The organism is Comamonas kerstersii (assembly GCF_008801935.1).
In the GTDB taxonomy this organism is placed as follows: Bacteria; Pseudomonadota; Gammaproteobacteria; order Burkholderiales; family Burkholderiaceae_C; genus Comamonas; species Comamonas kerstersii.
This window is the reverse complement of the sequence record NZ_VZOT01000002.1, coordinates 38167-57853: the sequence shown is the minus strand read 5'-3', so window position 1 is coordinate 57853 and position 19687 is coordinate 38167. Positions and strand designations below refer to the sequence as shown.

The 19687-nt window shown below is 56.9% G+C and carries 18 protein-coding genes and 2 tRNA genes; 19 read left to right on the top strand and 1 reads right to left on the bottom strand.

Going from position 1 to position 19687, the window contains the following annotated elements; all coding sequences use genetic code 11:
- Positions 1-47: 47 nt before the first annotated feature.
- From F7P80_RS03330 to F7P80_RS03245, 18 genes are all read left to right on the top strand, one after another.
- The gene (locus tag F7P80_RS03330; protein ID WP_151042796.1) at positions 48-932 is read left to right on the top strand and encodes a pirin family protein; all 885 of its coding nucleotides are present in this window, start codon (positions 48-50) and stop codon (positions 930-932) included.
- A 214-nt stretch (positions 933-1146) separates the two neighbouring features.
- The gene (locus F7P80_RS03325; RefSeq protein WP_151042792.1) at positions 1147-1563 is read left to right on the top strand and encodes a hypothetical protein; all 417 of its coding nucleotides are present in this window, start codon (positions 1147-1149) and stop codon (positions 1561-1563) included.
- Positions 1564-1628: 65 nt separating this feature from the next.
- Positions 1629-2264: a hypothetical protein gene (locus F7P80_RS03320; protein ID WP_151042790.1), complete on the top strand. Its 636-nt coding sequence runs from the start codon at positions 1629-1631 to the stop codon at positions 2262-2264.
- Positions 2265-2426: 162 nt separating this feature from the next.
- Entirely contained in the window at positions 2427-3626 is a 1200-nt protein-coding gene (locus tag F7P80_RS03315) for a zinc ribbon domain-containing protein (RefSeq protein WP_151042787.1), read from the top strand.
- A gap of 337 nt (positions 3627-3963) precedes the next feature.
- Entirely contained in the window at positions 3964-4965 is a 1002-nt protein-coding gene (locus tag F7P80_RS03310) for a sulfate ABC transporter substrate-binding protein (protein WP_151042784.1), read from the top strand.
- Positions 4966-5031: 66 nt separating this feature from the next.
- A complete protein-coding gene (gene cysT, locus F7P80_RS03305) occupies positions 5032-5919 on the top strand; it encodes a sulfate ABC transporter permease subunit CysT (RefSeq protein ID WP_054067702.1) in 888 nt (295 codons plus the stop codon).
- Positions 5916-6887, top strand: a complete 972-nt coding sequence (cysW, locus tag F7P80_RS03300) for a sulfate ABC transporter permease subunit CysW (RefSeq protein ID WP_077345588.1) — start codon at positions 5916-5918, stop codon at positions 6885-6887. The genes cysT and cysW overlap by 4 nt, the downstream gene beginning before the upstream one ends.
- A 42-nt stretch (positions 6888-6929) precedes the next feature.
- Positions 6930-8057, top strand: a complete 1128-nt coding sequence (locus F7P80_RS03295; protein ID WP_054067703.1) for a sulfate/molybdate ABC transporter ATP-binding protein — start codon at positions 6930-6932, stop codon at positions 8055-8057.
- Positions 8058-8131: 74 nt separating this feature from the next.
- A complete protein-coding gene (locus F7P80_RS03290) occupies positions 8132-8644 on the top strand; it encodes a disulfide bond formation protein B (protein ID WP_058879906.1) in 513 nt (170 codons plus the stop codon).
- Positions 8645-8917: 273 nt separating this feature from the next.
- Positions 8918-10837, top strand: coding sequence for a threonine--tRNA ligase (gene thrS / locus F7P80_RS03285; protein ID WP_151042779.1), 1920 nt, complete (start codon positions 8918-8920; stop codon positions 10835-10837).
- A gap of 79 nt (positions 10838-10916) precedes the next feature.
- Positions 10917-11531, top strand: coding sequence for a translation initiation factor IF-3 (gene infC, locus F7P80_RS03280; protein WP_077345585.1), 615 nt, complete (start codon positions 10917-10919; stop codon positions 11529-11531).
- Between the two features lie 169 nt (positions 11532-11700).
- Entirely contained in the window at positions 11701-11904 is a 204-nt protein-coding gene (gene rpmI / locus F7P80_RS03275; RefSeq protein WP_054067706.1) for a 50S ribosomal protein L35, read from the top strand.
- A 26-nt stretch (positions 11905-11930) separates the two neighbouring features.
- Entirely contained in the window at positions 11931-12290 is a 360-nt protein-coding gene (rplT, locus tag F7P80_RS03270) for a 50S ribosomal protein L20 (protein WP_054067707.1), read from the top strand.
- 115 nt (positions 12291-12405) lie between these two features.
- Positions 12406-13458 carry a phenylalanine--tRNA ligase subunit alpha gene (pheS, locus tag F7P80_RS03265; protein ID WP_151042775.1) on the top strand — a complete coding sequence of 351 codons (1053 nt, stop codon included), beginning with the start codon at positions 12406-12408 and terminating at the stop codon, positions 13456-13458.
- 162 nt (positions 13459-13620) lie between these two features.
- Positions 13621-16077 carry a phenylalanine--tRNA ligase subunit beta gene (gene pheT / locus F7P80_RS03260; RefSeq protein ID WP_151042772.1) on the top strand — a complete coding sequence of 819 codons (2457 nt, stop codon included), beginning with the start codon at positions 13621-13623 and terminating at the stop codon, positions 16075-16077.
- Positions 16078-16084: 7 nt separating this feature from the next.
- Positions 16085-16408: an integration host factor subunit alpha gene (locus F7P80_RS03255; RefSeq protein ID WP_240183919.1), complete on the top strand. Its 324-nt coding sequence runs from the start codon at positions 16085-16087 to the stop codon at positions 16406-16408.
- Positions 16409-16520: 112 nt separating this feature from the next.
- Positions 16521-16597 (top strand) — tRNA-Pro (locus tag F7P80_RS03250).
- 102 nt (positions 16598-16699) lie between these two features.
- A tRNA-Pro gene (locus tag F7P80_RS03245) sits at positions 16700-16776 on the top strand.
- A gap of 412 nt (positions 16777-17188) precedes the next feature.
- On the opposite strand, the gene F7P80_RS03240 is transcribed toward F7P80_RS03245, so the two are convergent.
- On the bottom strand, positions 17189-17494 hold the full coding sequence (locus tag F7P80_RS03240) for an H-NS histone family protein (RefSeq protein ID WP_054067709.1): 306 nt from the start codon (positions 17492-17494) through the stop codon (positions 17189-17191).
- A gap of 269 nt (positions 17495-17763) precedes the next feature.
- On the opposite strand from F7P80_RS03240, the gene F7P80_RS03235 reads away from it, so the two are divergent.
- Positions 17764-19686: a propionate--CoA ligase gene (locus F7P80_RS03235; protein WP_151042770.1), complete on the top strand. Its 1923-nt coding sequence runs from the start codon at positions 17764-17766 to the stop codon at positions 19684-19686.
- Position 19687: the final 1 nt, after the last annotated feature.

Here is a 19687-nt window from a genome sequence, read left to right as displayed (position 1 = left end):
ACCCAATGTGGGCTACGGCCTGCTCCGTCCGGTGAAAGGAACAGAACATGTCAGCAGCAGATCACCCCCAGTGGCAGCGTATTGCAGCGCGCAAAGGGCGCCTGGCAGAAGGCGTGGAAGTCGCGCGGCTGCTGCCCACGCGCGAGCGGCGCATGGTGGGCGCATGGTGTTTTCTGGATCACCTCGGGCCCGTGGCCTTTTCTGCAGGGCAGGGCATGCATGTGGGGGCACATCCGCACACACACTTGCAGACCTTCACCTGGATGATGGAAGGTGAAATCCTGCACCGCGATAGCCTGGGTTCGGAGCAGGTGATCCGTGCAGGACAGGTCAATCTCATGACGGCGGGGCACGGCATTGCGCATACCGAAGACACTGTGCGCGATGGCGATCGACTGCACGCCGTGCAGCTGTGGATTGCACTGCCGCAGGCTGTGGCCGATCAGCCTCCCGCGTTTGAGCACTACGCCCAGGTGCCGCAGTGGCGTGAGCAGGGCTGTGACTGGGTGCTCATGGCTGGGCACTACGCGGGCCACACAGCACCTACGCGGCTGTTCAGCCCTTTGCTGGGCATGGAAGTGCTGGCCAGCGAGACCTGTGAAGTGCAGCTGACCCTGGATGCATCGTTTGAATATGGACTGGTGGCGCTGGAAGGCGGCTTTGCCGTGGAGAACATGGCGCTGGCCGCAGATGAACTCCTGTACCTGCCGCCCGGCGGGAGCGCGGTGCACGTCCGGCTGCAAGCGGGTACCCGACTGCTGGTGCTTGGTGGCGAGCCACTGGGTGAGTCTGTGCTCATGTGGTGGAATTTTCTGGGGGCGGACTGGGCTTCCATACGTGCATACCGCGCGCAGTGGGAGCAGGGCGATGTGCGTTTTGGCCCGCCGCTGCAGGCGCTGCAGCACAGAATTGCCGCACCTGCGCTGCCCTGAGGCCGCTGCTCGGCAAGCCCGCTGCTGACCCACAGAGTGTCTGCACGCTGGCTTGGCATGCTTGGTGATTGCTTGACGGCTCTTGTATATTTTTCAAATTGGCACAACGCCACCCTCAGGTGCTTGGCCGCTGTAGAAGGAAAACATGATGTGCCCTCAATGTGCGCAAGCGCTTTCAGTAACCGACAAATTTTGCAGGCACTGTGGCTTTGCCATGACCAGCATGCAAAACGATGTGCAGCCAGCGCAGCCGCGCAGGACCGGGCTGGCTGGCTTGGTTTTGTGGCAAAAGCTGTTGCTGGCCTTTGTAGCGCTGCTGGTCGTACTGGCTGTGAGCACCTGGCTGATGATGCGGGATTCAGCCTCGAAGGTGTTTAAAACGCCAGCGCACCAGCCAACTCTTTCTGAGACGCCGTTTTCTCTGGATGGCTCAAGGGGGGAATCCCATACAGAGATGGCTTCTTCCACTGTGGTGCCCGCACAGCAAACGGCTGTGCCTGACGCTGCAGAAATGGCAGCACCTGTGGTGCAGGAAAAAACACAGCCCGCAGCTCCGCAGACACAGCCAGCACCTACTGCGCACCCCGCGCCCCAGAAGAATTTGTCTGGTGATCGCGCACTGATTTATTAAGCGCCGCTGAAGCTGCCTTCGGCCGGTTCATTAGCCCACTCATTACATAGCAACAAGGAGACAGCATGCGTTTATTCCCTATGGCAACGGCTGCGGTCATGGCCACGCTCTTGGCCGGATGTGCCACCACCGGTGGAGAGTCCCTGCAGTGCAGTCTTGGACGCATGGTGGGGCAGCCCTGTGAGGCGACTGCGCAGCCATCGGCTGCGAATGACGCCAGCCGCTGGGACCGTGTACAGCTGGCGTTTGATGAGGAAATTGAGCAAGCACGTGCTGCCCAGCAAAAAGCAGTTGCCAGCAGCGCCAGCCTGCCCCCGCGCCAGCGCGCTACGGCAGGTGCAGTCAACACCATCAATGTGCTGATTACAGACAGCCAGACACAACAGCAGCAATCCATTCGCACGCTGGATACGGTGGCCGTCCATCTGCCGCTGGCAGGCAAAGGCCAGCCTGGACACCAGGCTACGTTCAATGCCATTTTGGACTTTGCCAACCTGGTGGCAGACAACCGGGGCAGCTCCAGCGTCATCGTCTATCAGAACCCCGCCGATGTGAGTGCAGGGCGCGCCAATCCTGCAGAAACAGTGCTCAAAAGCCTCTCCGGCAAGCCTGTATATGTGCGCAAGCAGGCAGACAGCAATACGCCTGTTGGCATGGAGCGCTACGTGGTCAAGGCCGGAGAAATCCGCGGCCAGCTGTAATTTCACACCGTGTTTTTGGGGAGGGTCCGTCCTTGGCAGGCGGTGCATTCTCTGGCTGCAAGTTGAAGAGCGCTCGGCGCTGTCAGAGCGGCGCTTCATGAGCTAACGCTGTGCTGCCGAGAGGCGGGCAGCGTTTTTCACAACCTAAAGAGAGAGTGAGCAATGAGTAATCACAGCAAGGCATCCCATGGCGTTGAGTTTGGTGAATTGGCGCGCGCTACAGAAGGTTTGACGCAATGGCGTCCCATGCTGGTGGGATTTGGCAGTCTGCTGCTATGTGGTGTGCTGATGGGAATCAGTGGCGCAGCCATGGCGGCTCTTGGCAATTTCTTTGGCGTGGTACTGGCCGGTTTGCTGGGGCTGCTGGCCTTGGTCGTCATGTTTGGTGGCTTTTCCGCCGTGGGCATCATGCTCATGGACAAGGCACGCAATCTGCCTGCGCGTTCACTGACGGATGCCATGACGCTGGGCGTGCTGTGCATCCCCCGCTTCTTGTTGTTTGTGCTGATGCTGGCGGTGCTGACGCTGGCTGTAGGGCTGGTTGCAACTTTGCTGTATCTGCTGTGCAAAATACCTTTTCTGGGTGCTTTGCTGGCGTTTTTTGTGCATCCGGCACTGGTGCTGCTGACTGCATTTTTGATGGTTGCAGTCAGCTTCGTGGCGATTCCCTTGTTTGCGCCTGCGGTGTGGTCTGGCCTGAGCTTTCGTCAGGCCATGACCAGTCTGATTGCGATTGCCAGAAAACGCCTGGTGCAGGTGGTGCTGATGCTGATCGTGCTGTACCTGGTTGTGATGGTGGTGGCAGGTCTGTTGATGCTGGGGCTGGTGCCAGCCACGGCGCTGATGAGTTCCATGGCCGCGGGCATTCTGTCTCCCTCAAGTTTCTTCAATGTTTTCGGCATGCTGATGAATACCGGCATGTCTTTCATGATGGGGCGTTTTGATCTGGGCGGCGGTGCACTGGCTGGTGCCATGGCTGGCATGGCGGTGCTGATGATGGTGGTCGGTGCGCTGATTGCGCAGGTGTGGATCATGGGCTTTAACCTGATGTACCTCCAGGCTGCCAATGGCATTGACCTCTCAGAAGCTTCCCAAGATCTGGGGAAGATGATGGCCAACATCAAGCACCGCGCCGAAACTGCCAAGGAAAGCGCCGTCGCCGCTGCAGCTCGTGCCCAGCAGGTGGCCGCCGAGCGTGCAGCTGCTGCGAGAGCTGCCCATAGCGCTGCTGCCGCTGCTCCGCAGTCGGAGCCGCCTGTTGCTACTGCTGCCGTTGCGCAGCTGCATTGCCCAGCCTGCCAGGCTCTGGTGCTGCCTCAGGATGCATTTTGCTGTGAATGCGGACACAAGCTGAAGGCTTGATGCATCCTACATGCATGCTTGGTCAGCGCCCGCAAGGGCGCTTTTTTGTGCCGGTGTTTGTGTCAAGGGAGGGCTTGGGCAGACCTCGATCAGAGCAAGACCATTTTTTCAAACATGATTCTTTGCCGTTGAGACAGAAGGTACGCCACGCTAGCTTGACGGCAACTTGCAGACAGATTCCATCTTTTGCGTGCTGATCATGTGTTTAGCCGCACAAGATTTCTATATTCGAAAAATGGATAAATTTAGAAAAATATATTCTTTTGAGTTTTAAAGTGCACTGCGCACAATTCACGGCATCCATTTATTGCACCGTGTGAACAAAGGCGACAACACCATGAAATCTTTGAAGCTCAAGACGCTGTTGGCAACGATTGCACTGGCCGCGGGTGGCATGGCCAGCGCGCAGGATCAGTTGCTCAATGTCTCGTATGACGTGGCACGTGAGTTCTACAAGGACTACAACCAGGCCTTTGTGAACCACTACAAGAAGACCACAGGCAAGGATGTCAAGATTGACCAGTCGCACGGTGGCTCCAGCGCCCAGGCGCGTGCAGTCAATGACGGTTTGCCCGCTGATGTGGTGACTTTCAACACCACCACCGACATTGAATTCCTGGCCAACAACGGCGTGGTCAGCAAAGACTGGGCCAAGCAGTTCCCTCACGATGCATCGCCCACCACGTCGACCATGCTGTTCCTGGTGCGTGACGGAAATCCCAAGAACATCAAAGACTGGAAAGACCTGACACGCCCTGACGTCAAGGTGGTGGTGGTCAATCCCAAGACCGGTGGGAATGGTCGCTACGCCTATCTGGCAGCCTGGGGCTCGGTGCTGGAAAACGGTGGTACAGAAGCTGATGCGCAGGCTTTTGTGAAAGACCTGTACAAGAACGTCCCCGTGCTGGGCAAGGGCGGCCGTGATGCCACCGCCATCTTCCTGCAGCGCAATATTGGCGACGTGCTGATCACGTTTGAATCCGAAGTGGTTTCGGTGGAGCGTGAATTTGGCAAGGGCAAGGTAGAAGCCGTATACCCATCGACCTCCATCGTGGCGGAGAACCCTGTGGCCGTGGTGCAGCGCACCGTAGAGAAGAAGGGCTCGGGTGATCTGGCCAAGGCTTATCTGGACTACCTGTACTCGGACGAAGCACAGGAAATTGCCGCCAAGCATGCCTTGCGTCCACGTTCTGAGACTGTGCTGAAGAAGCACGCTGATGTGTTCAAACCCATCCAGCAGTTCACCGTGGGCAAGTACTTTGGCTCGCTCAGCGAAGCGCAGAAAGTGCACTTCAACGATGGTGGCAAGTTTGACGAGCTCTATACCCCCGGTAAGTAATTCATAAGGTGCCTTCGGGCACCTTGTTCGCAATCCATAACAACAATCAGGCTGTCAGGGAAATTCATGTCTGCTGCATCCCCCGTCAGTCCAAGTGCGAGTGCCGCAACCCCGGTGCGCCGTGGGCGTGGCGCTCAGCGTGTTTTGCCCGGTTTTGGGCTGACCTTGGGCTACACACTGTTTTATCTGAGCGTCATCGTGCTGATCCCCATCGTGGCGCTGTTCTTCAAGACGTTCGAGCTGACTTGGGAGCAGTTCTGGACGGCCGTCAGTGCGCCGCGTGTGGTGGCGTCTTACAAGCTGACCTTTGGTGCCTCTTTGCTGGCGGCTTTCGTGAACCTGGTGTTTGGGTTGCTGGTTGCCTGGGTGCTGGTGCGCTATCAGTTCCCCGGAAAAAAGATTGTGGACGCGTTGGTGGACTTGCCGTTTGCGCTGCCGACTGCCGTGGCAGGTATCTCGCTCACGGCCTTGCTCGCTGGCAATGGCTGGGTCGGGCAGTTCATGGAGCCTTTGGGCATTCAGCTGGCCTTTAACCCCAATGGCATCGTGATTGCGCTGATCTTTATCGGCCTGCCGTTTGTGGTGCGCACAGTGCAGCCTGTGCTGGAAGACTCTGAAAAAGAGCTGGAAGAAGCAGCAACCAGTCTGGGGGCATCGCGCTGGCAGATTTTCTACAAAGTGCTGCTGCCCACCATCACGCCAGCATTGCTCACGGGCTTTGCCATGGCGTTTGCGCGTGCACTGGGTGAATATGGCTCGGTGATTTTTATTGCCGGCAATATGCCCATGGTCTCGGAAATCACGCCACTGATCATCATTGGCAAGCTGGAGCAGTATGACTATGCAGGTGCTACTGCCGTGGCTGTTGTGATGCTGTTCTTTGCCTTCATCATGCTGCTCGTTATCAATGGCCTGCAGGCCTGGCAGCGTCGCCATTCGGGAGCACGCATATGACATCCTGGACCATTTTGCTGCTCCTCGTTGTACTGGTGCTGGCTGCGGTATTGATTGCCTACAAGATCACCGCTCCGCGCGCCACGCAGCACCGCACCCCCATCACCACCACCGAGCCGCGTGCTGTGCGCTGGCTGATCACCGGTGTGGCGCTGACCTTCATCCTGCTGTTTCTGGTGCTGCCGCTGGCAGCGGTCTTTACGGAGGCGCTGCGCCAGGGGCTGGATGCCTATCTGGAAGGTCTGAAAGAGCCCGATGCCTGGTCGGCCATCAAGCTCACGCTGCTGACGGCACTCATTGCCGTGCCACTGAATCTGGTGTTTGGTGTGGCTGCTGCCTGGTGTATTGCCAAGTACAACTTCAGAGGTAAGGCTTTCCTGACCACGCTGATTGACCTGCCTTTCTCTATCTCTCCTGTGGTGGCGGGTCTGATGTACGTGCTGGTGTTTGGTTCTCATGGCTGGTTTGGACCATGGCTGGCAGAGCACGATATCAAGATCATTTTTGCCGTGCCCGGCATTGTGCTGGCCACCGTGTTTGTGACCTTTCCCTTTATTGCCCGTGAGCTGATTCCTCTGATGCAGGCGCAGGGCAATGACGAAGAGCAGGCTGCCATTGTGCTGGGTGCCAGCGGCTGGCAAACCTTCTGGAAGGTGACGCTGCCCAATATCAAGTGGGGCCTGCTGTACGGCGTGATTCTGTGTAACGCCCGCGCCATGGGTGAGTTTGGTGCGGTGTCTGTGGTGTCCGGCCACATCCGCGGGCAGACCAACACCATTCCGCTGCATGTGGAAATTCTCTACAACGAATACCAGTCGGTGGCTGCCTTTGCTGCTGCCTCGCTGCTGGCGCTGCTGGCACTGGTGACGCTGGCCATTAAATCGATTGCTGAGTGGCAGGTGGAAAACCAGCGCAAGGCTGCAGAAAACCTGCCGCCTGAGCGTCCATCGCCCCGTGTGACACCGTAATTCCTGGGTCTGCGCCCAAGTCAGAACAGAAGAAGACCTACCATGAGTATCGAAATTCGCAATGTCAGCAAGCAGTTCGGAGATTTCCAGGCGCTGCGCGATGTGAGTCTGAACATCCAGTCGGGCGAGCTGATCGCTTTGCTCGGGCCCTCGGGTTGCGGCAAGACCACGTTGCTGCGCATCATCGCGGGCCTGGAGTCGCCCGATGTGGGCAGCATCCACTTCAGTGGTGAAGATACGACCGATGTGCATGTGCGTGACCGCAATGTGGGCTTTGTGTTCCAGCATTACGCGCTGTTCCGTCACATGACGGTGTTTGAGAACGTGGCCTTTGGCCTGCGCGTCAAGCCCCGCAAGGAGCGTCCCAGCGAAGCCCAGATCAAGGAGAAGGTGATGAGCCTGCTCAAGCTGGTGCAGCTGGACTGGATTGCCGATCGCTATCCCTCGCAGCTCTCGGGCGGTCAGCGCCAGCGTATTGCGCTGGCCCGTGCGCTGGCGGTGGAGCCCAAGGTACTGCTGCTCGATGAACCTTTCGGGGCGCTGGATGCCAAGGTACGCAAGGAGCTGCGCCGCTGGCTGCGCCGTCTGCATGACGAGCTGCATGTGACATCTATCTTTGTGACGCACGATCAGGAAGAAGCTCTGGAAGTGGCAGACCGTGTGGTCGTGATCAATCAAGGCAAGATCGAGCAGGAGGGCACGCCCCAGGAAGTGTGGGACAGCCCTGCCAGCCCCTTTGTCTATGGCTTCCTGGGTGATGTGAACCTGTTTAAGGGCCGAGCGAAGGATGGCCGCGTGGAGCTGCAAGACGGCATGCAGCTGGACTGCTCCGAGCTTGAGGGTGTGGTGGACCGCAATGCCTTTGCCTATGTGCGCCCCCATGATCTGGAAGTGGAGCGCTACTCGCCCGGTCAGAACACCGATGGTACGGGGCGCACCACAGGTCTGGTGGTGCAGCTCAGTCGTGCAATTGTGGTCGGGCCGATTGCGCGTCTGGAACTTGTTCTGGCCGAAGAGACTCAAGCATCTCACGATGCCGAAGCTGAGCAAGTGATCGAGGCGCAAATTCCAGCACAGCAGTTCCATGCAATGGGGCTGCGTGAAGGTGAGACACTGGTGGTTACACCGCGTCGTGCTAAGGTATTCTTGGATGAGGCAGCGGGTATCTGAACGCCATTTCTTGCAATTCATACAGCAGGGCGGCTTTCGGGTCGCCCTTTTTGCATGGTTTACTTGAGAGCAATATGCAGGTTTTGAATTGGATGGCGGATGCCCCGCGCCGCGTGCTGGCGCTGATTGCCTTGTGCTGTGTGGCCTTGCTGGCCTTTGGCATGTATTTGCAGCATGTGGTGGGGCTGGAGCCTTGCCCCATGTGCATCGTGCAGCGCTATGCGCTGATTTTGGTAGCTGTCTTCGCAGGACTGGCAAGCTTTAGAGGGCAAAAAGGCTGGTGGATGTCGTGGAGTGTGTTGGCGCTTGCAGCCTCTGGCTTTGGTGCCTTTGTGGCAGCACGCCAGAGCTGGCTGCAGTGGTATCCGCCAGAGTTTGCGAGCTGTGGCCGAGATTTTTACGGCATGATCGAAAACTACCCCATCAGCCGCGCCATTCCCATGATCTTTCGTGGCTCCGGTGATTGCACGGCAGTGGACTGGACTTTCCTTGGCGGCACCATCGCCAACTGGTCATTCCTGTGCTTTACAGGCTTTGCGGTGCTGATGCTGGCGCTGTTGGTCATGGGGCTGCGCCGTCGGGCATAAGCTTTTCTGAACAACGGGATTGATGCCCTGCGCCGTGGTTGGCAAAGGGTTAAAATATCCCGATATTTCAGTATTTCACTCACAAGGGCGAGAAAGGCATTTTGGTTATGACACCGCGAACGACGATGCAGGAGATGCTACGCAGCTGCTGAGGCTGCACGTTCGCGCCTGCCCGGAATCTTGGTCATCTTCAAGCGCGGACTCTGATCCGCGCTTTTGCTTTGTAAGCAGTCTGCGCGCCCCTGTTTCATACAAAGATACTTAAGGAATTTCATGTTAAAGATCACGCTTCCCGACGGTTCGCAACGCGAATTTGAAGGCCCAGTTACTGTCATGCAGGTGGCGCAGTCCATCGGCCCCGGACTGGCAAAGAACACCGTGGCGGGCAAGGTGAATGGCCGTCTGGTGGACGCCTGCGATCTGATCGAGCAAGACGCACAGCTGCAAATCATCACCCCCAAGGACCAGGAAGGTGTGGAAATCATTCGCCACTCCTGCGCCCACCTGGTAGGTCACGCTGTCAAGCAGCTGTACCCCACTGCCAAGATGGTGATTGGTCCTGTGATCGATGAGGGCTTTTACTACGACATTTCGTACGAGCGTCCCTTCACCATGGAAGACATGGCCGCCATCGAAGCGCGTATGAAGGAGCTGATTGCGCAGGACTATGACGTGATCAAGAAGATGACGCCCCGAGAGGAAGTCATCAAGGTGTTCTCCGAGCGCGGCGAAGACTACAAGCTGCGTCTGGTCGAAAACATGCCTGACGAAAAGGCCATGGGTCTGTACTACCACCAGGAGTACATCGACATGTGCCGTGGCCCTCACGTGCCCAACACCCGCTTCTTGAAGGTCTTCAAGCTGACCAAGCTGGCAGGTGCCTACTGGCGCGGTGATGCCAAGAACGAGCAGCTGCAGCGTATCTACGGCACTGCCTGGGCAGACAAGAAAGACCTGCAGGCCTACATCACTCGCATTGAAGAAGCAGAAAAGCGCGACCACCGCCGTCTGGGCCGCGAGCTGGATCTGTTTCACATCGACGAATGCTCACCTGGTACCGTTTTCTGGCACCCCAAGGGCTGGCGTGTGTGGCAGGAGGTGGAGCAGTACATGCGCGCCGTCTACCGCAACAATGGCTATGAAGAGGTCAAGGCGCCGCAGATTCTGGACAAGACCCTGTGGGAGAAGACGGGTCACTGGGACAAGTACCGCGACAACATGTTCGTGACCGAGTCCGAAAAGCGTGACTATGCCTTGAAGCCCATGAACTGCCCTGGCCACATTCTGATCTTCAAGCAGGGTGTGAAGAGCTATCGCGACTTGCCTCTGCGTTTTGGCGAGTTCGGTCAGTGCCACCGCAATGAGCCCACAGGAGGCCTGCACGGCATCATGCGCGTGCGCGGCTTTACCCAGGACGATGGTCACATCTTCTGTACTGAAGACCAGATTCAGCAGGAAGTGCTGAACTTCAACCAGCTGGTGCAAAAGGTCTACGCCGACTTTGGCTTTACCGACATCATCTACAAGGTGGCGACCCGCCCTGAAGCGCGCATTGGCTCTGATGAAATCTGGGACAAGGCCGAAAAGGCGCTGTTTGATGCGCTCAAGGCTTCTGGCTGCGAATACCAGATTGCTGTCGGTGATGGTGCTTTCTACGGTCCCAAGATTGAATACACGCTCAAGGATGCGCTGGGCCGTCAGTGGCAGTGCGGCACCATTCAGGTGGACTTCTCCATGCCAGAGCGTCTGGATGCGGAATACGTGGGTGAAGATGGCAATCGTCACCGCCCTGTGATGCTGCACCGTGCGATCGTGGGTTCGCTGGAGCGCTTTATCGGTATTTTGATCGAGCAATTTGCTGGAGCGCTGCCTGTGTGGCTGGCTCCAGAGCAGGTTGCCGTGCTCAATATCACCGATTCTCAGGCCGGCTACGTGCAGGAAGTTGTCGCAAAGCTGCAAAAAGCATTGCCCAATCAAAGTCTTAAGTTTGTGTCTGACCTGCGCAACGAAAAGATCACGTATAAAATACGTGAGCATGCATTGCAGAAGCTGCCTTACATCCTTGTCGCGGGCGATAAGGAAAAAGCGGCAGGCACCGTCGCTGTGCGTGCCCGAGGTAATAAAGACTTGGGCGTAATGTCGGTGGAAGCGTTCATTGAACTGCTGAAGAGCGATATTGCAAACAAGATCTGATGCAAGTTTGGCGCGAAGCAATTCGCGCCAGTTTCATCAATGCAAGCAGCTACGCTTTTCGTAGCGTTTTTAATTTAGGGTGAGAGCCATAGCTACAGAATTTCGTGACCGTCGCCACCGCGAGGAACGCAAGCACCGTCTGAATCGTGAGATCACTGCGCCTGAAGTGCGCCTGTCTGGTCCTGAAAATGAACCTTTGGGTATTGTGCCGCTGCAAGAAGCGCTGCGCATGGCCGGTGATTTGGATGTGGACTTGGTGGAAATTGCAGCCACTGCAAATCCTCCGGTATGCCGTTTGATGGACTACGGCAAGTTCAAGTACCAAGAGCAAAAGAAGGCTGCTGAAGCCAAGGCCAAGCAGACCGTGATCGATATCAAGGAAGTAAAATTCCGTCCTGGTACCGATGATGGTGACTACAACATCAAGCTGCGCAATATTCGCCGCTTCTTGGCCGATGGTGACAAGGTAAAAGTCACGCTGCGTTTCCGCGGCCGTGAAATTACGCACCAGCAGCTGGGTCTGGATTTGCTCAATCGCTTGCGTGATGATTTGGCTGACACTATCCAGGTGGAGCAGTTCCCCAAGCTGGAAGGTCGTCAAATGGTGATGATGATCGCGCCTGCGCGCAAAAAGCCTGGTACTGGCAGCAATAAACCTGCTGGAGATGCAGCGCCAGCGAGCAACGCAGCCTAAGCTGAGGTAAAATTTGCAATTGCCTGCCCCGCAAGGGGTAGGCAATTGTTTTGCCGCTTGCGGCAAGCATTGCCGGTTTCAACTGGCAAACCCAAGAAGTGTCTCGGGGCCAACAAGATCTGCGCGGTTGTGCAGACGCCTCACGAGCACAAACAACAGGAGCATTCACATGCCCAAAATGAAAACCAAGAGCAGCGCGAAGAAGCGTTTCCGCGTTCGTCCAGGTGGTACCGTTAAGCGCGGTCAAGCCTTCAAGCGTCACATCTTGACCAAGAAGACTACGAAGAACAAGCGTCATCTGCGTGGCATCACTGCTGTGCACTCGGGCGATATGGGCTCCATCGCTAAGATGTTGCCTTCCGCTGGCCTGTAATTCACTGACGAACTAGGAGAAAACACATGCCTCGCGTCAAACGTGGTGTAACGGCACGCGCCCGTCACAAAAAAGTTCTGAATCTTGCTAAGGGTTTCCGCGGTCGTCGCGGTAACGTCTTCCGCGTCGCCAAGCAGGCGGTGATGAAGGCCGGTCAATACGCATACCGTGACCGTCGTAACAAGAAGCGCGTGTTCCGCCAGCTGTGGATTGCCCGTATCAACGCCGCTGTCCGTGAACTGGGTCTGACATACAGCCAGTTTGCCAACGGCCTGAAGAAGGCTTCCATCGAAATCGACCGCAAGATGCTGGCCGATATCGCTGTGCACGACAAGGCTGCTTTCAGCAGCATCGTTGATCAAGTGAAGGCCAAGCTGGCTGCTTGATTACACGATCGGTAGCCGCTAGTGATGTAGTAGCTACTGGCGCACTATCAGCAAGGGCTAGGGCTTGAAAAGGCACTAGCCCTTGTTTATTTTTACAAGTCGATAAAGAGTCGATATGAACGAGTTGGATTCTCTGGTCGAGAGCGCGCAGCAACTGTTTGCGCAGGCACAAACCCCCGCTGAGCTGGAAAATGCCAAGGCGCAGTTCTTGGGCAAGTCGGGCAAGATGACTGAGCTCATGAAGGGCATGGCGCAGCTTTCCGTCGAAGAGAAAAAGTTGCGTGGTGCTGCCATCAATGTGGCCAAGCAAGCCATTGAAGCGGCTTTGACAGCGCGTCGTAAGGCCTTGGCCGATGCGGAGCTGCAAGCGCACCTGAAGACTGAAGTGCTGGATGTGACATTGCCCGGTCGTCGCCGTGGTCAGGGTGGTCTGCACCCCGTGTCGCTGACGCAAGAGCGCATTGAAGCCATTTTTGGCTCCATGGGCTTTGATGTGGCTGAAGGCCTGGAGATTGAATCCGACTGGTTTAACTTCACGGCGCTGAACACGCCGGAAGACCACCCCGCACGCTCGATGCACGACACCTTCTATGTGGAAGGTGGTAGTGCACACGCCCCCAATTTGCTGCGCACGCACACCAGCCCCATGCAGGTGCGCCATGCGGTGCGTCATGTCAAGCAATACCGCAATGCGCTCGATGCTGGCCAGGGCATGCCAGAGATTCGCGTCATTGCGCCCGGTCGCACCTACCGTGTGGACTCGGACGCTACCCACTCGCCCATGTTCCACCAGTGCGAAGGCTTGTGGATTGGCGAGAACGTGAGCTTCAAGGACTTGAAGGTGGTCTTTACCGACTTCTGCAAGACCTTTTTTGAATCGGACGATCTGGTGCTGCGTTTCCGCCCCAGCTTCTTCCCCTTCACCGAACCTTCGGCTGAAATCGACATCCAGTTCCAGAGCGGCCCGCTGGCTGGCAAGTGGCTGGAAGTCGCAGGCTCAGGCCAGGTGCACCCCAACGTGGTGCGCAATATGGGCCTGGACCCTGAAAAGTACATTGGCTTTGCCTTTGGCATGGGCATGGACCGCCTGACCATGCTGCGTTATGGCGTGAACGATTTGCGCCTGTTCTTCGACGGTGACATTCGTTTCCTGTCGCAATTTCAGTAAGCAATAAAGAGAGCGGCTAGCGCTTGCTGTATAAGGTTTTCAGATGCTTTTAATACTGAAAACAAGCGAATACAAGCGCTGAAAGCTCTTCTTTTAAGAGTACGCATGCCCGTCAGCAGCCCTGTGAGCAGGGCGCTGACACCAACGCCAAAGAGTCTGAATATGCAATTTCCTGAATCCTGGTTGCGCGAATATTGCAACCCACAGCTCACCACCCAAGAACTGGCTGACACCCTGACCATGGCGGGTCTGGAAGTGGAAGAGCTGGAGCCCGTAGCGCCTGCTTTCACCGGCATTGTGGTGGGTGAAATCAAGGAAGCCGTGCAGCACCCTGATGCTGACCGCCTGCGCGTGTGCCAGGTGGATGTGGGCGGCCCCGAGCTGCTGAACATCGTCTGCGGCGCGCCCAATGCGCGCGTGGGCATCAAGATCCCTTGCGCCACCGTGGGGGCTGAGCTGCCTCCCGGCCCTGATGGCAAGCCCTTCAAGATCAAGGTGGGCAAGCTGCGCGGCGTGCAAAGCTTTGGCATGCTGTGCTCGGCCAAGGAGCTGGGCATTGCGGATGACCACGGTGGTCTGCTGGAGCTGCCTGCTGATGCACCTCTGGGTCAGAACATCCGCGAATATCTGAATCTGGATGACACCCTGTTCACGCTGAAGTTGACGCCCAATCTGGCGCACTGCCTGAGCGTCTACGGCATTGCACGTGAAGTGTCGGCATTGACGGGTGCGCCTTTGAAAGCTATCGCATACCCCCAAGCAGCTGTCGGTATTCAGGACAAGCTGCCTGTGAAGATCGAAGCGCCTGAACTGTGCGGTCGTTTCTCGGGCCGCATCGTGCGCAATGTGAACACGAAGGTGAAGACACCCCAGTGGATGGTGGATCGTCTGGCACGCTGCGGTCAGCGCTCCGTTTCGCCACTGGTGGACATCTCCAACTATGTGATGTTTGAGCTGGGCCGTCCCAGCCACATCTTTGATCTGGACAAGATCAGTGGTGGCCTGAACGTGCGCTGGGGCCAGGAGGGCGAAACGCTCAAGCTGCTCAACGGCAACACCGTGAAGTTCGATGACTTCATCAAGGTAGGTGTGATTGCGGACGACAACGCTGTCGAGTCGCTGGCCGGCATCATGGGCGGTGATCACACGGCCGTGTCTGATGACACCCGCAATATCTATGTGGAAGCTGCTTTCTGGTTCCCCAAGGCAGTTGCTGGCCGCTCGCGCCACTTCAACTTCTCGACCGATGCAGGCCACCGCTTTGAGCGTGGTGTTGATCCTGAATACACCGTCGAGCACATCGAGCGCATCACCCAGCTGGTGCTGGAGATCTGCGGCACGCCCGAGACCGTGGTGGGCCCCGTGGATGACAACAAGGTCAACATGCCTGCGCCCAAGGTGGTGCAGCTGCGAGTGGACCGCGCCGCCAAGGTGATCGGTATGCCCGTGACCCAGCAGCAGTGTCTGGACGCCCTGAACGGTCTGGGTCTGCCTGCCAAGGCGGAAGGTGAGAACGTCATCAGTGTGACCGCGCCGACCTTCCGCTTTGACATCAATCTGGAAGAAGACCTGATTGAAGAAGTGGCGCGCATGATTGGCTATGACCATCTGCCCACCACCAAGCCTGTGGCCCCCATCTCGCCCAAGCTGCGCAAGGAAAACCAGCGCAGCAGCTTTGCGGTGCGCCGTGAACTGGCCGCGCTGGGCTATCAGGAAACCATCAACTTCTCGTTCGTGGAAGCCAAGTGGGAAGAAGAGCTGGCAGGTAATACCAATCCCATCAAGCTGCTCAACCCCATTGCCAGCCAGCTGAGCGTGATGCGCACCAGCCTGATCGGCTCGCTGATGCAGGTGCTCAAGTTCAACGTGGACCGCAAGGCCTCGCGCGTGCGTGTGTTTGAGCTGGGCCGCGTGTTCCTGCGTGACGACAGCGTGCAGGAGTCTGACTCCAGCGTAAAGGGCTTTAACCAGCCCATGCGCGTTGCCGGTCTGGCCTATGGGCTGGCTGACCAGCTGCAATGGGGCCAGGACGATGCCAAGGTGGACTTCTACGACGTCAAGGGTGATGTGGAAGCGCTGTTGGCGCCTCTGAAGCCTGTGTTTGAAGCGGCTGAACACCCCGCCATGCACCCCGGTCGCTGCGCACGCGTGCTGCTTGGTGGTAAGGTGATCGGTCATGTGGGTGAGTTGCACCCCAAGTGGCGCCAAAGCTGGGATCTGCCTGCAGCGCCCGTGCTGTTCGAGCTGGAGCTTGACGCCGTGCTGGCACGTGAAGTGCCCAAATTCCAGGCCGTCTCGAAGTTCCAGGCGGTGGAGCGTGACATTGCCGTGGTGGTCAAGGAAGGCGTGACCCACGCCCAGGTGATGGCTGCGGTGGCAGAAGGCGTTAAGGGCGGTGTGCTGCGCAATGCCGTGCTGTTTGACGTGTTCCGCCCCAAGAAGCTCAGGGCAGGTGAAGAAGCGGCTCCCGGCAGCCTGGCGCAGGATGAGAAGAGCTTGGCCGTGCGTCTGACGCTGGGCCGCGATGACGCTGCTTTGACGGATGTGGAAATCGATGCTGCCATGCAAGGCGCGATTGCAGCTTTGCAGGCGCAAGTAGGCGCACGACTGCGTGGATAAGGAAGTTATGAACACACAAGACGTCATGCTGGGGGATGCAGAAACCTCGGGTGCGCTGACCAAGGCGCAGCTGGCCGATCTGCTGTTTGACCAACTGGGTGTGAGCAAGCGTGAGGCCAAGGACATGGTGGATGCCTACTTTGACCTGATCTCTGGCAGCCTGGTGCGCGGGGAAGAGGTCAAGCTCTCGGGCTTTGGTAATTTCCAGATTCGCTCCAAGGCACCACGCCCTGGCCGCAACCCTCGTACCGGGGAGTTGATCCCGATCGACGCCCGTCGTGTGGTGACTTTCCACGCCAGCAGCAAGCTCAAGGAGCAGATCCAGGGCTGAGGGCAGGTGCTGTTGCCCAGTTTTCAATAACTTAGGCAACAGCACGCAAAGTGGCGCAGTTTTTTGAAATTGCGCTACAAAAATAGGTGTAGAATTCAACCTATCGATTGATCGGAATGTAGCGCAGCCTGGTAGCGCACTTGCATGGGGTGCAAGGGGTCGCGAGTTCGAATCCCGCCATTCCGACCATCAATCTTTCCCTGGTTTCAGGCTTTGTCTGGGGCTTGGATTGCAAAGTTTCTTCAGAGCTTTGAAATCTGGATGAAAAATCCGGGGTATAATCTGAGGCTTCGGAATGTAGCGCAGCCTGGTAGCGCACTTGCATGGGGTGCAAGGGGTCGCGAGTTCGAATCCCGCCATTCCGACCAGTTTGAAAGCCACTTGATCGCAAGATCAAGTGGCTTTTTCATTGTTGCTTCTTTAATTTTCATAGCGCCTTGCGCTTGTGTGTACTGTGTTTGAAATATTTTTAGCTTGCAGTTGCTGATTCTGCCTGCGTAAGCAGCTCTTAAAAACAGAGTGCAGACAGTGTGCAGTGAGGTCTGAGGCAGGTCATGCAGCTGGGATGGATGTACTGGCACGTTGCCAGCAGGGTGCTGAGCGCCAATGCGCATTCAAGGTATGGTTTCTCGTCAGGCTGGCACCTGTGCGCTGAGGCAACCGATGCGCCATCCAGGTAATGCTGTGCGCAATCTGTGCGTGCAGGGTGGCAGAGCAATAAAAAGCCCAGAACCAAAGTACTGGGCTTTTTTTGATTGACTTAAATAAGAGAGTGCTTATTTAGGCAGTCTGGTCTTGAATCAGGAAATTCAGTCGGTCCTTGCCAGCAATCCACAGTGGTGGCTTGCCACGGCCAGTCCAGGTAGCGCCGGTTTCAGGGTCGCGGTACTTGGGGGCCACGGTCTTGGTGCCAGCAGCGGCTGCACGAGGAGCCTTCTTGGAGAAAACGTCTTCTTCAGTCAGTTCGTATTCAGCAACGATGGCGCGCACTTGGGCAATGGCAGAAGCCAGCGCTTCTTTGCGGGCAGCTTCAATTTGCTTTTCCAGTTCTGCGCGTTGTGCCAGGAGTTCTTTGTATGTGCTCATCGAATTAAGGGGAAGGTGAAACTAAAAAATAAACGCCGCGAGGTTGTGACGTACTGGTGAATGCGCTGATTTTATATCGAAATTGAAAAGCAGTAAAAGAGCAGCTGGCAAAATTTGCAAAAAACGTGCTTGCTGGTGCTGCTGTTTGCAGGGCTGCTTGTTGTTTTTTGCAACATATGCAGGGAGTCTGTGTCTCAGGCTGTGTCAGCTTATCGCAAGTGGGCCATGAATAATGCTCGAAATATAAAGAAGAAAAGGAGACATTGGCCATGCAGCAATTTCATGACTTTTATCAACACTCTATCGATCCCCAGCAGCGCGACCAGTTTTGGCTGGAGCAGGCAGCTTTGGTGGACTGGCACCAAAAGCCTCAGCAAATTTGTGATTATTCGCAACCACCTTTTGCGCGCTGGTTTGCTGACGGGAGTTTGAATTTTTGCCATAACGCGATTGACAGGCATTTGTCCGCACGCGGGAATCAGGTGGCATTGATTGCCATTTCCACAGAAACAAATACCGAGCAAAGCTATACCTACGCGCAGTTGCATGCCGAGGTGCAGCGCATGGCTGCGGTATTGCAGTCATTTGGCGTGGGTAAAGGCGATCGTGTACAGATTTATATGCCCATGATTGCCGAGGCAGTATTTGCCATGCTGGCCTGCGTCCGTCTGGGGGCGATTCACAGTGTGGTGTTTGGGGGATTTGCCTCGGCATCGCTGGCTTCGCGTATTGAGGATGCACAGCCCAAGGTCATTATCAGTGCGGATGCAGGTGCACGCGGTGGCCGTGTCGTGGCGTACAAGCCCTTGCTGGATGAGGCGCTGAAACTGAGTGCACATCAGCCGAAGGCGGTACTTTTGGTAAATCGCGGTCTGGCGGCCATGGATTTACGGGCAGGGCGTGATCATATGTGGCAGGAGTTACGCGCCAGATACCTGGATGTGCAAGTGCCTTGCGAATGGGTGAAATCTACCGACCCAAGTTATGTGCTGTACACCAGCGGCACGACGGGCAAACCCAAAGGTGTGCAGCGGGACACAGGCGGCTATACCGTGGCACTGGCAGCCAGCATGCCTCATATTTTCAATGCCAAGCCCGGACAGACTTTTTTCTGCACCAGTGATATTGGCTGGGTCGTGGGGCACAGCTATATCGTGTATGCGCCTTTGATTGCGGGCATGGCGACGATTCTTTATGAAGGTCTGCCTGTTCGGCCCGATCCGGGCATCTGGTGGCAGCTGGTGGAAAAATACCGTGTCACGCACATGTTCTCTGCGCCAACAGCAGTGCGTGTTTTGAAAAAGCACGACCCGCAATATCTGCGCAAATATGATCTGTCGAGTCTGCAGGCATTGTGGTTGGCCGGAGAGCCATTGGATGAGTCGACGGCGCAATGGATCAGCGAAGCACTGAATGTGCCGGTGGTTGATAACTACTGGCAGACAGAAACCGGCTGGCCCATCATGACTTTGTGTAACGGTGTAGAGCGTCAGCCCAGCAAGTTTGGCAGTCCGGGCAAGCCTGTATATGGTTATCACGTCAAACTGATTGACGATAAAACCGGAGAGGAATTGCAGGGGGCGGGCCAGAAAGGTGTGCTGGCAATTGAGGGCCCATTGCCTCCGGGGTGCATGCAGACGGTGTGGGGTGATGATGCACGTTTTGTCAAAACTTACTGGCAAAGCATCCCGGGGCGCATGATTTACAGCACGTTTGACTGGGGCGTGCGCGATGCAGAGGGTTACTACTTTATTCTGGGCCGCACGGATGATGTGATTAACGTGGCAGGACACCGCCTGGGCACCCGTGAGATTGAAGAGACCATTTCGTCTCACCCCGGTGTGGCAGAAGTCGCGGTGGTTGGTGTGGCGGACAGCCTGAAAGGTCAGGTGGCTCTGGCATTTGCCGTGGTGCGCGATGTGAACGCAGTACAAAGTGCCGAGCAGCGCAGTGCCATAGAGGCCGAGGTCATGAAGCTGGTGGATGATCGGCTGGGTGCCGTGGCGCGGCCTGCGCGCGTGCTGCTGGTAACGGCATTGCCCAAGACACGCAGCGGCAAGCTGCTGCGCCGTGCATTGCAGGCTGTCGCCGAAAACCGCGACCCCGGCGATCTGAGCACGGTGGAAGATCCTGCGGTGCTGGCACAGATCAGGGACGCACTGCAAGGCTCAGCCCCGGCTGAGCAGGCGTGAG

Coding starts and splice junctions, on each gene's coding strand:
- F7P80_RS03330 (WP_151042796.1), top strand. CDS start 48: ATGTCAGCAGCAGATCACCCCCAGTGGCAGCGTATTGCAGCGCGCAAA.
- F7P80_RS03325 (WP_151042792.1), top strand. CDS start 1,147: ATGACCAGCATGCAAAACGATGTGCAGCCAGCGCAGCCGCGCAGGACC.
- F7P80_RS03320 (WP_151042790.1), top strand. CDS start 1,629: ATGCGTTTATTCCCTATGGCAACGGCTGCGGTCATGGCCACGCTCTTG.
- F7P80_RS03315 (WP_151042787.1), top strand. CDS start 2,427: ATGAGTAATCACAGCAAGGCATCCCATGGCGTTGAGTTTGGTGAATTG.
- F7P80_RS03310 (WP_151042784.1), top strand. CDS start 3,964: ATGAAATCTTTGAAGCTCAAGACGCTGTTGGCAACGATTGCACTGGCC.
- cysT (WP_054067702.1), top strand. CDS start 5,032: ATGTCTGCTGCATCCCCCGTCAGTCCAAGTGCGAGTGCCGCAACCCCG.
- cysW (WP_077345588.1), top strand. CDS start 5,916: ATGACATCCTGGACCATTTTGCTGCTCCTCGTTGTACTGGTGCTGGCT.
- F7P80_RS03295 (WP_054067703.1), top strand. CDS start 6,930: ATGAGTATCGAAATTCGCAATGTCAGCAAGCAGTTCGGAGATTTCCAG.
- F7P80_RS03290 (WP_058879906.1), top strand. CDS start 8,132: ATGCAGGTTTTGAATTGGATGGCGGATGCCCCGCGCCGCGTGCTGGCG.
- thrS (WP_151042779.1), top strand. CDS start 8,918: ATGTTAAAGATCACGCTTCCCGACGGTTCGCAACGCGAATTTGAAGGC.
- rpmI (WP_054067706.1), top strand. CDS start 11,701: ATGCCCAAAATGAAAACCAAGAGCAGCGCGAAGAAGCGTTTCCGCGTT.
- rplT (WP_054067707.1), top strand. CDS start 11,931: ATGCCTCGCGTCAAACGTGGTGTAACGGCACGCGCCCGTCACAAAAAA.
- pheS (WP_151042775.1), top strand. CDS start 12,406: ATGAACGAGTTGGATTCTCTGGTCGAGAGCGCGCAGCAACTGTTTGCG.
- pheT (WP_151042772.1), top strand. CDS start 13,621: ATGCAATTTCCTGAATCCTGGTTGCGCGAATATTGCAACCCACAGCTC.
- F7P80_RS03255 (WP_240183919.1), top strand. CDS start 16,085: ATGAACACACAAGACGTCATGCTGGGGGATGCAGAAACCTCGGGTGCG.
- F7P80_RS03240 (WP_054067709.1), bottom strand. CDS start 17,494: ATGAGCACATACAAAGAACTCCTGGCACAACGCGCAGAACTGGAAAAG.
- F7P80_RS03235 (WP_151042770.1), top strand. CDS start 17,764: ATGCAGCAATTTCATGACTTTTATCAACACTCTATCGATCCCCAGCAG.